Raw genomic sequence first — 13,776 nt, forward strand, 5'->3', positions numbered from 1 at the left:
AACTGCGGGCAGACTGGCAGGGTTGCCAACGCCGAGCTTTTGCGTTGCCTCGCGCGCGAAATAGGCGCAAGATTTGCCCATTCGGTAAATGTTGGAGGCCTGTTTAACAGCGCAAGGGAGGTGCATGATGGTTCTCTCGATCAATGACGTTGCCCGGATTTCGAAGCCAAGACCACACAGGGGATGATCCGTTTCCACGAATGGATCGGCAATTCCTGGGCCGTTCTCTTTTCTCATCCAAAGGACTTCACGCCGGTTTGCACCACGGAACTCGGCTACATGGCGAAGATAAAGCCAGAGTTCGATCGGCGCGGCGTCAAGATCATCGGCCTTTCCGTCGATCCCATGGAACGGCATGCCGGTTGGATGAAGGATATCGAGGAAACGCAGGGCGTCCGGCCCAATTTTCCCATGATCGCGGATATCGACTTCGCTGTTTCCAAACGCTACAACATGCTGCCGGCGCTGGTTTCCGGCGATCCTGCCACGCGCAGTGCCGCTGATAACCAGACTGTGCGGAATGTTTTTGTCATTGGACCTGACAAGAAGATCAAACTCATTCTCGTCTATCCAATGACCACCGGTCGCAATTTCGATGAGGTACTCCGGGTCATCGATTCGTTGCAGCTGACGGCAAAGCACAAGGTCGCGACGCCGGTAAACTGGAAGAGCGGAGACGATGTCTTCATCGCCGGATCGGTTTCCGACGAAGAAGCCAAGAAGCAGTATCCGCAGGGCTGGTCAGCACCGAAGCCATACATCAGAATAGTGCCTCAGCCGCACGGATAACGCCGCATTCGCATAGCGTCATGTCGTCGAAAGCAGGAGGCGAGGGATGATTTTCCGTCAGCTTTTCGACCCGGCGTCGAGCACCTATTCCTACTTGCTGGCCAGCCGGCGCGGCGGTGAGGCGTTGATTATCGATCCGGTTCTCGAGAAGGTCGACCACTATCTGCGGCTTGTCCACGAGCTTGATTTACGGCTCGTGAAGGCCGTGGACACGCATTTGCACGCAGACCACGTTACTGGTCTCGGGCTCTGCGTGACAAGACACATTGCATAACCGTCATGGGTGAGCAGACGAAGGCCGATGTTGTTTCAATGCGGCTCACCGACAACGACAGGCTGACGATCGAGGGTCTGTCGCTCGATGTCATCTATACGCCCGGACATACGGACGATTCCTATAGTTTCATACTCCCGGACCGGGTCTTCACCGGAGACACGTTGCTGATCCGGGGTACGGGACGCACCGATTTCCAGAATGGCGATCCGCGCGCCCAGTTCGAATCGATCTTCGGGCGGCTTCTGAAGCTGCCGGATTCGACGCTGGTTTATCCGGCTCACGACTACAAGGGCGACACGGTTTCCACAATCGGCGAGGAGCGGGCGTTCAATCCTCGACTGCAGGTGCGGTCGGTCGACGAGTATGCCGACATGATGAACAATCTGAAGCTCGCCAACCCGAAGATGATGGACGTCGCGGTGCCGGCGAACATGCATGTCGGCTTTGATCAGAACGAGGTGCGCCGCCACGGTTGGGCGGTGACGGCACAGGAAGCGTTCGATCTTTCACGACGGCCCGATATTGCCCTGGTTGACCTGCGCGAAAGCGAGGAGCGGCACCGGAACGGCATCATTCCGGGATCATTTCATGTCCCTTACCAGACGCTGGAGGATGCCATTGGCCAGGGAGGCATGCTGCATGAGCTGGCTGCGTCCACGGGCAAGAGGCTGATCTTCTACTGCGCTTTCGGCGAGCGATCGGCTATGGCGGTGGAAGCTGCGCATGACGCAGGTCTTGCGACAGCATCCCACATCCAGGGCGGGATCGATGCGTGGAAAAAGGCAGGTGGCCTGCTCGCGCAGTGATACCGCGAGCAGGGAGCCGGCTTTAAGCTGCTGTTTCCGGCAGCGGCAATGGCTGACCGAGCCATTCGGCACAGGCAGAAAGCGCGCGCTTGGCAATCAGCTGCCGTTTCATGATGGTCTTGTCCTTGCCGCGAAAGCGTTTCACGCCTTCCGGCTTGACGATGGAGCCGGGCTCCAGCTCCGGGAAGAGACCGAAGTTGATGTTCATCGGCTGGAAGGAGCGCTTGCCGGGCTCTTCGTCGGTGACGAGATGGCCACCGGTAATATGGCCGAGCAAGGAACCGAGCGCCGTCGTTGCTGGCGGCAAGGAAACAGCCTCGCCCCTGCGCTCCGCCGCGGCGAAGCGGCCGGCAAGCAGACCGACGCTGGCGCTCTCGACATAACCTTCACAGCCGGTGATCTGGCCAGCAAAACGCAGACCAGGTCGAGACTTCAACGTTAGCGAGGAATCGAGCAGCGTTGGCGAATTGATGTAGGTATTGCGATGCAGCCCGCCGAGGCGCGCGAACTCAGCGTTCGCCAAACCGGGAATCATACGGAAAATATCCGCCTGCGCGCCATACTTCAGCTTCGTCTGGAAGCCCACCATGTTGTAGAGGCTGCCAAGCGCATTGTCCTGCCGCAGTTGCACCACGGCATAGGCCTTGACCGTGGGATTGTGCGCATTCGTTAGGCCCATCGGCTTCATCGGACCGTGGCGCAACGTCTCGCGCCCACGTTCCGCCATCACCTCGATTGGAAGGCAGCCGTCGAAATAGGGTGTGCCTTCCCATTCCTTGAAGCCGACTGTATCGCCGGCGATCAGTGCATCAACGAAGGCGTTGTATTGCTCTTCATTGAGCGGGCAGTTGATATAGTCCTTGCCGGTCCCGCCAGGGCCGACCTTGTCATAGCGCGACTGATACCAGCAGATGTCCATGTCGATGCTATCGCGGTAGACGATTGGTGCAATGGCATCGAAGAATGCCAGGGCATCGGCCCCGGTCTCGGCCTGAATGGCACTTGCAAGAGAGGGAGCCGTCAGCGGGCCGGTTGCAACGATGGCAAGATCCCACTCCTTAGGAGGCAGCCCCTCGACCTCCTCCCGGACCACAGTGATCGATGGATGATTGTGGATCGCCTCGGTGACGGCTTCGGAAAAGCCGTCACGATCGACTGCGAGCGCGCCACCGGCGGGAACCTGATGCTTGTCGGCGCAGGCCATGATGAGCGATCCCGCCATGCGCATTTCGGCGTGGATGACGCCGACGGCATTGCTGGTGGCATCGTCCGATCGGAAGGAGTTCGAGCAGACAAGCTCGGCCAATCCATCGGTCTTGTGGGCATCCGTGCCGCGCACGCCGCGCATTTCATGCAGGACAACAGGCACGCCGGCGTTCGCGATTTGCCACGCCGCTTCCGAGCCGGCGAGCCCGCCGCCGATAACGTGAATGGGAGAGTAGGGAGAGATCTTGGTCATGGCGGCTGATTACCATGAGAGGCTGTGACTGCAAACCGGAGAATTATGGCGTGGAAGCGCAACGGTTGCGAGCTATCTACCCGCCAATGAACCTGGCGACGAAGTTCCGAACAGATCCGGCTTGCCAGAAACAATTTGAAAAGATTCGGCCGTGATCCGACCGCAATCAGGAGCGAAGCAGACGAACCGTCTGGGTGCCGGAACACAGCTTGAACATCAAGTGCGGTGATCCCGCAGCATACAACCTGTATTCGGTACGGCGGTTACTTGTTTTAGTATTCGCTCTTTGCTAGTGCGATTCAAAAAGCCCGTTGGAGTTACATTGTTGCAAAGAAAATTGTCGATTGTGGCGCCGACTTACAATGAATCGGACAATATCGCGCCGTTCATCGAGCGTGCAAAAGAAGTTCTCGGTCAGTTTGACTGGGAAATTATCTTTGTGGACGACAACTCACCTGACGGCACCGGGCAAAAGGCGTTCGACTACTCTATGGAGGATCGTCGCATTCGCTCGATCACGCGATTGAGCGACCGCGGTCTTGCCAAGTCCAGCATTCAGGGTTTGCTTTCTGCACGGGGGGAGCTTCTCTGCGTCATGGACGTGGACGGCCAGCATGACCCTGCGGTGATCAACGAAATGGCCGAACGGCTTGAAAGCGACAAGCTCCATATCGTAAGCGCGGCACGCCGACTGGAACAGGAGCAGGAGCTTGAGGGGCTTTCTCCGATCCGGCAGAAGCTGTCGACGTTTGGGAACTGGCTGAGCAGCCGGGTGCTCGGTCGCAAGTTGACAGATCCCCTGACTGGTTTCTTTGTGATCCGGCGCGACAGCTTCATCGAAACCGCCCCGCATCTTGGCGATCCGGGCTTCAAGCTGCTTCTCGACATTCTCTATTCCAACAAGGCTTTGCGACACGCCGAGGTTCCTTTTGATTTCGGCGTTCGCCTCGCCGGGCAGTCGAAGCTCGACAGCTACGTGGTCTGGAAGTTCGTCACCTTTCTGCTGAGCAAGATGACCGGCGGTCTTGTCCCCGTCAGTCTGATCTCCTTCCTGCTCGTCGGCGGCTCCGGCATCTTCGTCCATTTCGCCGTCCTCTATTTCGCCTTGTCGCTCTTGGTTCCCTTCACGATCGCTCAGACGGCGGCAACGCTGATCGCCGCCACCGGCAATTTTCTTCTGAACAATCTCCTGACGTTCCGCGACCGACGCTTGCGCGGTTGGGGGAAGTTCTGGGGCTATTTGAAGTTCTTGACTGTCTCGGCCGTTGGTATCGTTGCCAACGTCTCCGCGGCGACGCTCACCTACGAGCGGCTGGTGCACGTTGTGTTCATCGCTACGCTCGCCGGGATCGCGATCGATACGGTTTGGAAGTTTGTGATCGCCAACAGGTTCATTTGGAAGTGAAGGACGCGGCTCTAAGGATTGCGCGCGCCAATCGTGTCGGTACGATCCTGTGGTTGCTCGTGGCCGTTGCCGTGTGCCTGAAAGTCATGCCTGATATCGTCCGGCAGTCATTCTTTTTCGACGGCCTGATCTATGCCAGCATTGCCCGTAACCTAGCGGAAGGGATCGGCACTGTCTGGGCACCGCAATTTTCAAAGGCGCTTTTCCCAGTATTCGCGGAACATCCGCCGCTGATGATGTGGTTGCAATCACTGCTCTTTCGCGTGTTCGGCGATACGATCGTGATCGACAAGTGCTTCTCGCTGGCGACCTTCGGCATAAGTCTCGGCATCATGGCGCTGACATGGGACCGGTTAAGCGGCAGCAATTCCGAAATGCGCCGATCTCTGCCTCTCGCGCTGGTACTGACGATTGTAGCCGGTCGCTTTTCCTGGGCCTTCGCCAATGGCATGCTTGAAAACCTCCTCATCGTTTTCACATCGCTCGCGGTTCTGTTGGTTGTCGTCGCCTACGATGACCGCCATTCGCGGAGCGCGATCCGGAGAATGTCGTTCGTGGCACTTGCCGGACTGGCAACAGCGCTGGCTCTGATGACGAAGGGCCCCGTCGGTCTCTTCCCCCTTGCGACACCTGGTCTCTATTGGCTTTGCTTTCAGCGTCCCCGTCTTGCGGATGCTATCGTCGATACGCTGTTGCTGATCGCTGTCGTCGCAATGGTCTTCTGCTTGCTTTGGAGTTTCGAGGGGGCGCGAGGCACGATCGAGCGTTACGTCTCGATCCAACTGCTGACCAGCCTTTCCGGAGAGCGTGGCCATGCCGGTGGCGGATTGTCGGCTCTGCGCACGTTCATCCGCGTCCTTGCCTATCCGCTGGTTACTGCGCTCGTGATATCCGCGATTGGATTCTTTTCGCGTGGCGCCGCTTCGGCAAATACCGGAAGGCGTGAAGCTGTTCGCTGTGCGCTCTTTCTGGCCGCGGTCGGATGTTCCGCATCACTGCCGCTCTTCGTCAGTCCGCGTGTCTCAGGATTTTATTTCAATCCATCCCTGCCATACTTTTCCGGCGCGCTTGCCATTGCATGCGCTCCCGTTCTGCTTCGGCTGCTTGATGGATGTTCAGAACGCGCTTTACGTTGGGTCCAATCAATGCTCGCAGCAGTACTCGTGCTCTCCTGCCTGTATGTCGCGATGGAGATGGGGCGACCGGGTGACGACGCTGATGTGATCGAGAATGCAGGAAAGATCGCTAGGGAGGTCTGTGACGGCAACAAGTGTCACGACCTCATCTCGACCTGCGGGTCCGTTGGACAGAACTGGCGTCTACACGGATACCTGGAGCGCTATTATGAGATTGCGCTGGATAGCGCATCGGCTGGCGGTCCCGATTATCTGCTCGCCGGCAACGACTGCCAAGGCGATCTTGCCGCATATCGCGACACCGGCGTCGACGTGAGCCCGAACCGCTTATTGAAGCGTTGATGTCAGGATGATTGCCAAACCTGGGTGGCCGTTTAGGTCTTGGTGTAAACAGTACCCCCAAACGCAAAAACGGCGCCGTCATGGCGCCGTTTTTGGAAGCTTCGCGCGCCAGGCGATTAACGGAAGGCGCGGGAAGCGATGTTGCGGATTTCGTAACGGCTTACGCCGATGTCAGACAGCGTCTGGTTGGAAAGGCTGCCAAGTTCGCTAAGCGTGCGGCGATAGCTGAGCCAGCTCTTCGCGATGCGGATCGGGTTCATGATGTTCTTCCTCAGAATGAATGTCGTCAGCGGCATGATTGCCGTCTGAGCGGTTGGCACTCATATAGGCTTTTGCTTGCGTATTGTGCAGTGCAAATATTAGGCGCCTGCCATGCATTTGTGCATTGAGTGCTCAGAAAACGGGCTCGCATCATTTAATGAGCAGGGGCTGATGAGCCGGTGTCGAACGGGAAACGGACAAAAAGAAAACGCCCGTTGCCAGAGGCAGCGGGCGTCTTGGGAAGCGATCGGCTGGGAGGCGCAGATCGCCTAGAAATCAACGGGTAGCGTCGCGGGCAACGCGATGGATGTCGGAGCGGTCGATGCCGAGATCGTGCAATTCGCGGTTGCTCATGCGGCCGAGTTCGGTAACCGTCTGACGGTACTTGCGCCAGTTGTTGAAAGAGCGAGCGATGTTCATTTTGAAGTCCTTCCTGAGTTCCGTGTCAGCCGGCTGCCGTTGTCAGGCGCTGGCCTTGATCTGATGGTTCTGAATATATGTTGCGCCGCAAAATGGCGCCACAGACAAGAATTCAGATCACCTATGCGCGGGCTGCAATTCTTTCGCTGTGAAATCCGCATTTCGGATGCTGTTTGGTCAACAATTGGGCAAAATCCGGCGTTGGCGCAGATTTGAGGGTGCCTGGGACGCGCGGCGCATCAATGGCGCTCGCATGACGCGCGTCCTCGGGAGCACCTTGCTCACTCACAGTCGGCATAAGCTGTTGGAAACATAGAGGTCGGAAAAATCAAAACGCCTGCCGGGGGAGGATCCGGCAGGCGTCATGAAGGTGACTGACAACTGGGAGGAGGAGTGTTGCCAGCCTATCGGAACGCGCTGGGAGGAGGAGTGCGCAGATCCGAATTCTTCTCGCCAGAAACAGTCAGGTCGCTAAGCGATCGACGTCTCCGGCTGTTGCAAGCTAAATAGTATGACTTATTCAGATTTTGCAGTGCAATATTCTCATGGTCGACATGCATCTGTTGCATGGCTTTGATGGATTGGTTTCAGGCTAACGCTGCAGCATTAGCCATTTCTTAAATCGCAAACCAAATTTCAATGGTGAGGAATTTGGTATTGGTCGTTTCTCAAGCGCGTTTCCATGGATATAAAAGGCCTTGTGGAGGCGCGATTTGCGCATAGGGCGGAGTGGGGAATGTACCGCGGGCGTTTGCAGAGAGACCTGTCATTGTGGGTCGAGAAAGGACTGTTGGGCAAGGACACGGCCGAGACCCTGCTGAAGGAGTTCGACGATCGCCCGGCAAGCTTCAGTCTCGGAAGCGTTCTGATGATTCTGGCCGCGATTCTGTTGGCAGCCGCCGTGCTGCTCGTCGTTGCCTCGAACTGGGAGGCGATTCCGCGGCTTGTCCGCGTCGGCGTCGTGCTGGCCGTCATATGGGTGACGCATCTTGCAGCGGCTGCTGCCCTCAAGCGCGGTTCCGTCGGCGTCGCCAGTGGTCTTCTCGTCATCGGGGCGCTGAGCTTCGGCGGAGCCATTTCCCTGGTCGGGCAGATGTATCACCTTTCGGGCGACGAACAGTCCGTGATGTATCTCTGGTTCGGCGTGACGGTCGTCTCGGCAATTCTCTTTCGCTCCGCTGTGCTCACGGCGGTGGCCGGATTTCTGGCATGGGCGAGTTTCGGGGTGTATCTGAGCGCGTTCGATATGCGCTGGTTGGGCGCCGCCCCCTGGGTCGCACCGTTCATGGCTGTCGTTATCATCGCGTTGGTGCGCTACACCGGGGCCGATCGTGCCCGGCACCTTGCATATCTGCTGATGGTTGGTTGGCTCGCCTGGCTCTACACGCTGCACTCGGATCTCCGGCTTGCGCTGGCCTACGCCGTTGTCGGGATGGCACTGCTGATTTTGGTGAGCCTGCCACCGGCGCCGTTGGTGGCGATCGTGAAAAGCGCTGGCGCGGCACCGGCTTTTTACGCATTCCTCATTGCAGTAATCGGTCTGTTCTTCCTGCATGTTGAAATTGACGGAGGCAGTTGGCTCGTCGTGCTCGGTGTCGCGACACTTGCTGCCGCAATCCTGGCGATCGCCTTGCAGGGGCGCGATAACGGCGCGGTTCGATATATGGCCTATATGATCTTTGCCGGCGAGATGCTCTACCTCGCGTCGGTGACGGTCGGATCCATCATCGGCACATCTGGCCTCTTCCTGACATCGGGCGTGCTGGTCGCTTTGGTTGCGTGGGTCGTGATACGCCTCGAACGTCGCTTCGCGTCGGTAGGCGGGGAGGCGAGCCAATGAGCATGTTTTCCCTCTCAAGTCTTGGGACGCGCCGCTATCTGCTCGCAGGCATCTTTGTCGCGACGCTACAGACAGTGATTGTCGGCTACATTATAGAGAGCCGCGCTGCGATCCTCCGCCACGGCTCCGACGTGATATTGCGCACGGCGCCCGTCGACCCCCGCGATTTCCTGCGCGGTGATTATGTCGTCCTGAACTACGACATCTCGTCCGTACCCGTTCATTCGATCGTTGACACGATACCCGCCGATGCCGGCGAGCGTACCCTCTGGGTCCGCGTGAAACGACAAGACGATGGGTTCTGGGGCATCACAGAATCATCCTTCGAGAAGTTGCCGGAGCAGGCGGATACCGTCGTTCTCCGCAGCCAGCCCTTCTATAGCTACGGCGCCCAGACGACTGACAATATCCACGTCGACTACGGCATCGAGCGCTACTATGTGCCGGAGGGGGCGGGCAAGGCGCTCGAGCAGGCGAGGCAGGATGGAGACGTATCGATTGCCGTTCGTGTGGCGCGCAACGGAACGGCGCAAATCAGAAGCCTTCTGGTCGACGGGAAGCCCGCTTACGACGAACCAATCTATTAAGAGAGCGAACCTGCGTGCAATGGACTGTGTAATGGGCGAAATCCCTGTCATTTGCCCTTCATTTTTCCTTTGCCTCTCCCAAATCGGGTGATATAGAGACGCCGCGCTCCGGAAGGCCTCATGTGCAGGCATATGCATGCGGTTTTTGAGAACGCGGGTATGGTGAAATTGGTAGACACGCCAGATTTAGGTTCTGGTGCCGCAAGGCGTGGGAGTTCAAGTCTCTCTACCCGCACCAAAGCTGGCTTGCAGGCGGGGGGCCGGAATCGGTGTCCCTCGATTACCCGGAAGCAAAGCGCCGTTCCGCCTGGGGCGGAATGAATAAAGAATTGAGAACAGGCCACGCCCGGCAACTTTCCGGCGTCGTGCTCATCGAAACGAACGGCGTCTGGGCACGGCCGCCACGAATTGAAGGTAGGAAGACATGCAGGTTATCGAAACGCTCGCTGAAGGGCTGAAGCGCGAAATCAAGGTCGTAATCCCGGCCAAGGACATGGAAACCAAGATGAACGAGCGTCTTGCCGACGTGAAGGACAAGGTCCGGATCAACGGCTTCCGTCCGGGCAAGGTTCCGGCCGCTCACCTCAAGAAGGTTTACGGCAAGTCCATCATGGCCGACCTCGTCAACGAGATCGTTCGCGAGCAGCCGACCTCCATTCTCGCTGAACGCGGCGAAAAGTCTGCTACGCAGCCTGAAATCGCGATGACCGAGGACAAGGATGAGGCAGAACAGATCCTCGCCGCTCAGAAGGATTTCGAATTCACGCTGTCTTACGAAGTTCTGCCGCCGATCGAACTGAAGTCCAACAAGGGCATCAAGATCACGCGCGAAGTCGTTGACATCTCCGAAGATGAAGTCAACGAGCAGGTTCTGAAGGTCGCTGAAAGCGCCCGTTCCTACGAAACCAAGAAGGGCAAGGCTGCCGACGGCGACCGCGTCACGATGGACTACGTCGGCAAGGTCGACGGCGTTGCATTCGATGGCGGCACCGATCAGGGCGCCGAACTGGTTCTCGGCTCCGGCCGTTTCATCCCGGGCTTCGAAGACCAGCTGGTCGGCACCAAGGCTGGCGAAGAGAAGACCATCACGGTTACCTTCCCGGCTGACTATCCGGCCAAGAACCTCGCCGGCGCTGAAGCCACCTTCGACGTTACCGTCAAGGACGTTGCCGCTCCTGCCGACGTTGAAATCAACGACGAACTGGCAAAGAAGCTCGGCCTCGAATCGGCTGACCGCCTGAAGGAAATCGTTCGCGGCCAGATCGAGTCGCAGTACGGTTCGCTGACCCGCCAGAAGGTAAAGCGTCAGATCCTCGACCAGCTCGACGAAATGTACAAGTTCGAGACCCCGACGTCGCTCGTCGACGCCGAGTACAACGGTATCTGGAACCAGGTTTCCAACGACCTCGCCCAGTCCGGCAAGACCTTCGAAGACGAAGACACGACGGAAGAGCAGGCTCGCGAAGAGTACAAGAAGCTCGCTGAACGCCGCGTCCGCCTCGGCCTCGTTCTCTCCGAAATCGGCGAAAAGGCCGGCGTCGAAGTGAGCGAAGACGAAATGCAGCGCGCCATCTACGACCAGCTGCGTCAGTATCCGGGCCAGGAAAAGCAGATCCTCGAATTCTTCCGCAGCCAGCCGGGTGCAGCTGCTTCGATCCGCGCACCGATTTTCGAAGAGAAGGTCATCGACCATCTGCTGACCGAAATCGACGTCACGGACAAGAAGGTCACCAAGGAAGAGCTGCTCGCTGACGAAGAAGGCGAAGGCTCCGAGAAGGAAGCCAAGAAGGCTGCTCCGAAGAAGAAGGCTGCTGGCAAGGCAGAAGCCGCTGAAGGCGAAGAAGCTGCTCCGAAGAAGAAGGCCGCTCCGAAGAAGAAGGCTTCCGAGGAAGGCGCCGAGTAATCTTCGGCCAATTGGAATTTTCGAAGAACCCCGCCTCGCGCGGGGTTCTTTCGTTTCGGCCATCCGTTACCGCTTCTGTCTACGCCAAAAGTGGAGTCGCACACGATCTGGTTGCATTCGCGATTGCGCGACCGCACACTGACGCATCGCAAGCGGGGGATTGGACGATGGCTTCCAATGATGACCTTAGGGACGTGGTGCGACAGATCTATCATGCGCGCGTGCAGGGCGATCTCGACGGCTTGATGTCGTTTCTCGATGATGGCTGTATGTTTCGTGTCGCCGGCAATCAACACCTTTCGCCGTTGACCGATCCAGTCGTCGGCGCTGAGGCGCTTCGAGCGACGATGCAATACCTGATCGACAATTGGGACATGCGCGGCATCGATTTCGTATCCATCCATATCGATGGGGATGTTGCGCTGGTTCACCGCGCCGGCCGCATGCGCTTCGGCGCAACCGAGTACGATGCCGAAATCATGGACAAGATGACCTTCGAGAACGGCAAGCTGAAGGAATGCGTCGAGTTCATCGACACCCTGCAGGCGGCCGCGCTGCTGGACATGATAAAGCTCCCGGCGCGAGGCTAGGAGCCAGTGTCTCTTTGATCGATGCAGACCGCTGCTGGAGCCGCAACGTCGCCTCAGACCGCCCTGTGGGCATGCGTGAGCTCGTTGACCTTCTTGATATGCGAGACCGCCGCCTGTCCACCCGCTGTCTTGGTGAAGAGTTCCAGCGTCTCGTCCTCGTGGTTACCGACCGGTGTCAATGCCTGGTCCATGTATGTCGTGGCGCTCTTGTCGCGTGAAATCAGGAAGGCGCTGATGGCGAGCCGCGCGATCGTGCCGCCGAGTTTGAGATGCTTGGTGATCGTCTCTCCGACAAAGCGCGGCCAGAAGACGAGGGCGCTCTCCCGCGGCATGTCGGGCCGGCGCTCAGAGGGATGCTTCAGCCGCAATAACCCGCTCTGCAACGGATGCACGTTTTCAAGCGGCACCGTGGTCGCGAAGGACACGAGAACCTTGACAAGTCTCGCCAGCGGCACGCCTGTCGCGACTGCCCGACGCAGCAGCGTCTTCATGTGCTCCGGCGAATAATAGAGCGACCAGGCTTCCTGGTAGATGCTCTCCCATTCCTGCTTGCTCATCTTCGGATGGTCGGTGCAGACATGCTCGACATCGTAGATGTTGAGATCGGGATCCATCGCCACGCCCTTGCGGAACAGCGTCTGGTGATCCTCCGAGCCCGGGAGAGGGGTGAGAACGAAGAACTCGATCACGTCGAGCGGCAATTCGTGCTGGATGATCGCGATATCGCGGCGGATGGATTCCGGCGTATCTGCCGGGAAGCCGAGGATGTAGCCGGCGAGTGTCATGATGCCCTGTGCCTTCCAGGCGAGCAGCATCTTGCGGTATTCGGTGATCTTGTTCTGGTTCTTCTTCGCCGCGGTCAGATTGTCGGGGTTGACGTTCTCGAGCCCGATGAACACGCGGGTAACGCCGGCGCGCTTCGATTTCTCGATGAAGTTGGGGATCTTGTGGCACAGCGTATCGACCTGGATCATCAGTCCGAGCGGAATGCCATCTCTTTCACGCAACTCGATCAGCCGATCGAAGATCGCCTCCCAATCCTTGTTGCGGGCGAAGTTGTCGTCGGTTATGAAGAACTTGTGGATGCCCTGTGCCCAGTTCATCCGCACCAGCTTCTCGACATCGTCTGCCGTGCGGAAGCGCGACTTGCGGCCCTGCACGTTGATGATGGTGCAGAAGGAACACTGGTAGGGACAGCCACGACCGGCGTCGAAGCTGGTGCTGAGGCCCAGCGTCTGCGCGACGTTGGCTTTCGGCAGGAACGGAACTGCCGCACCCTCGATGCTCGGCAGGTCGTTCATGAAATTGTAGAGCGGCGCCAGCATTCCGGATGCCGCGTCCTGCAGCACCTTGTCCAGCCGCCCCTCGACTTCCCCGCGAACATCGAGATTCCCATCTCGCGGCATGCGTCGAGCCCGACGGCATGGCCATCGAGCATCGAAAGACAGCCGGACACGTGAAAGCCGCCCATCGCAACGGGAATGCCAGCGTCGCGAAACGGCTTGGCGATATCGAGCGCGCGCGGGTACTGGTTTGACTGCACGCCAACCAGCGCAACCATACCGAAATTGTCGTTGGTCTTCAGTTGCCGCAGCAGCGCAGCAGTGTTCACCCGCGTATTGGTCTCGTCGATGACGGTGATGTCGATGCTGACATCCGGCCCGAGGACCTTTCGCTCCGAGCAATCGGCGGCAATGCCATAGAGCGCTGCGAGCGAATTGGAGGGGATCATCGCCCGCCACCAGCGGATGACATATCCATCGTCGTCGTAATGAGACGGTTTGATGAGGATGAGTTGAAACTTACGTTCGGCAGTTTCTGGCTGATTCCGCACGGCTACTCGCTTGTAAGAGTGAACCCCCGAAGCCGAACGCTAGCAGATGTTCGGGAGAAGACAAGCGGTGTCTTGTGGTTGCCGTGGTCGTTGCCGTTTATGCAAGTAATGCGCGAGATCGGCCGCC

9 protein-coding genes, 1 tRNA gene and 3 pseudogenes are annotated in these 13,776 nt (G+C 58.4%); 9 read left to right on the forward strand and 4 right to left on the reverse strand.

Going from position 1 to position 13,776, the window contains the following annotated elements:
- The first annotated feature begins 127 nt into the window (after positions 1-127).
- Positions 128-789, forward strand: a pseudogene (locus FZ934_RS05590) (peroxiredoxin).
- Between the two features lie 46 nt (positions 790-835).
- A pseudogene (locus FZ934_RS28410) lies at positions 836-1,872 on the forward strand (MBL fold metallo-hydrolase).
- Positions 1,873-1,894: 22 nt separating this feature from the next.
- On the opposite strand, the gene trmFO reads toward FZ934_RS28410, so the two are convergent.
- Positions 1,895-3,331 (reverse strand): methylenetetrahydrofolate--tRNA-(uracil(54)-C(5))-methyltransferase (FADH(2)-oxidizing) TrmFO, encoded by a 1,437-nt coding sequence (trmFO, locus tag FZ934_RS05600; RefSeq protein WP_153270257.1) that lies wholly within the window; start codon positions 3,329-3,331, stop codon positions 1,895-1,897.
- A 346-nt stretch (positions 3,332-3,677) separates the two neighbouring features.
- Here trmFO and FZ934_RS05605 point away from each other — a divergent pair, with 346 nt between their 5' ends.
- Positions 3,678-4,736 carry a glycosyltransferase gene (locus tag FZ934_RS05605; protein WP_246737870.1) on the forward strand — a complete coding sequence of 353 codons (1,059 nt, stop codon included), beginning with the start codon at positions 3,678-3,680 and terminating at the stop codon, positions 4,734-4,736.
- The gene (locus FZ934_RS05610; RefSeq protein ID WP_246737871.1) at positions 4,733-6,214 is read left to right on the forward strand and encodes an ArnT family glycosyltransferase; all 1,482 of its coding nucleotides are present in this window, start codon (positions 4,733-4,735) and stop codon (positions 6,212-6,214) included. The genes FZ934_RS05605 and FZ934_RS05610 overlap by 4 nt, the downstream gene beginning before the upstream one ends.
- A gap of 116 nt (positions 6,215-6,330) precedes the next feature.
- On the opposite strand, the gene FZ934_RS05615 is transcribed toward FZ934_RS05610, so the two are convergent.
- Complete coding sequence (locus FZ934_RS05615; RefSeq protein ID WP_080725599.1) at positions 6,331-6,474, reverse strand: DUF1127 domain-containing protein; 144 nt, start codon at positions 6,472-6,474, stop codon at positions 6,331-6,333.
- A gap of 277 nt (positions 6,475-6,751) precedes the next feature.
- Complete coding sequence (locus FZ934_RS05620; protein WP_153270259.1) at positions 6,752-6,895, reverse strand: DUF1127 domain-containing protein; 144 nt, start codon at positions 6,893-6,895, stop codon at positions 6,752-6,754.
- A gap of 736 nt (positions 6,896-7,631) precedes the next feature.
- Here FZ934_RS05620 and FZ934_RS05625 point away from each other — a divergent pair.
- The 5 genes from FZ934_RS05625 to FZ934_RS05645 all read left to right on the forward strand — a co-directional run bounded on the left by FZ934_RS05625 (position 7,632) and on the right by FZ934_RS05645 (position 11,815).
- The gene (locus FZ934_RS05625) at positions 7,632-8,735 is read left to right on the forward strand and encodes a DUF2157 domain-containing protein (protein ID WP_153270260.1); all 1,104 of its coding nucleotides are present in this window, start codon (positions 7,632-7,634) and stop codon (positions 8,733-8,735) included.
- Positions 8,732-9,322: a GDYXXLXY domain-containing protein gene (locus FZ934_RS05630; RefSeq protein WP_153270261.1), complete on the forward strand. Its 591-nt coding sequence runs from the start codon at positions 8,732-8,734 to the stop codon at positions 9,320-9,322. Before FZ934_RS05625 ends, FZ934_RS05630 begins: the two co-directional genes overlap by 4 nt.
- A gap of 153 nt (positions 9,323-9,475) precedes the next feature.
- Positions 9,476-9,560 (forward strand) — tRNA-Leu (locus tag FZ934_RS05635).
- Positions 9,561-9,746: 186 nt separating this feature from the next.
- Positions 9,747-11,225 carry a trigger factor gene (tig, locus tag FZ934_RS05640; RefSeq protein ID WP_153270262.1) on the forward strand — a complete coding sequence of 493 codons (1,479 nt, stop codon included), beginning with the start codon at positions 9,747-9,749 and terminating at the stop codon, positions 11,223-11,225.
- A gap of 167 nt (positions 11,226-11,392) precedes the next feature.
- Positions 11,393-11,815, forward strand: a complete 423-nt coding sequence (locus FZ934_RS05645) for a nuclear transport factor 2 family protein (protein WP_153270263.1) — start codon at positions 11,393-11,395, stop codon at positions 11,813-11,815.
- A 53-nt stretch (positions 11,816-11,868) separates the two neighbouring features.
- Here FZ934_RS05645 and FZ934_RS05650 read toward each other — a convergent pair.
- Positions 11,869-13,649, reverse strand: a pseudogene (locus FZ934_RS05650) (B12-binding domain-containing radical SAM protein).
- Between the last annotated feature and the right edge of the window lie 127 nt (positions 13,650-13,776).

This window comes from Rhizobium grahamii (genome assembly GCF_009498215.1).
In the GTDB taxonomy this organism is placed as follows: Bacteria; Pseudomonadota; Alphaproteobacteria; order Rhizobiales; family Rhizobiaceae; genus Rhizobium; species Rhizobium grahamii_A.

Bases quoted from the DNA above. Each gene is read 5' to 3' on its own strand.
- trmFO (WP_153270257.1), bottom strand. From the start codon at position 3,331: ATGACCAAGATCTCTCCCTACTCTCCCATTCACGTTATCGGCGGCGGG.
- FZ934_RS05615 (WP_080725599.1), bottom strand. From the start codon at position 6,474: ATGAACCCGATCCGCATCGCGAAGAGCTGGCTCAGCTATCGCCGCACG.
- FZ934_RS05620 (WP_153270259.1), bottom strand. From the start codon at position 6,895: ATGAACATCGCTCGCTCTTTCAACAACTGGCGCAAGTACCGTCAGACG.
- FZ934_RS05625 (WP_153270260.1), top strand. From the start codon at position 7,632: ATGTACCGCGGGCGTTTGCAGAGAGACCTGTCATTGTGGGTCGAGAAA.
- FZ934_RS05630 (WP_153270261.1), top strand. From the start codon at position 8,732: ATGAGCATGTTTTCCCTCTCAAGTCTTGGGACGCGCCGCTATCTGCTC.
- tig (WP_153270262.1), top strand. From the start codon at position 9,747: ATGCAGGTTATCGAAACGCTCGCTGAAGGGCTGAAGCGCGAAATCAAG.
- FZ934_RS05645 (WP_153270263.1), top strand. From the start codon at position 11,393: ATGGCTTCCAATGATGACCTTAGGGACGTGGTGCGACAGATCTATCAT.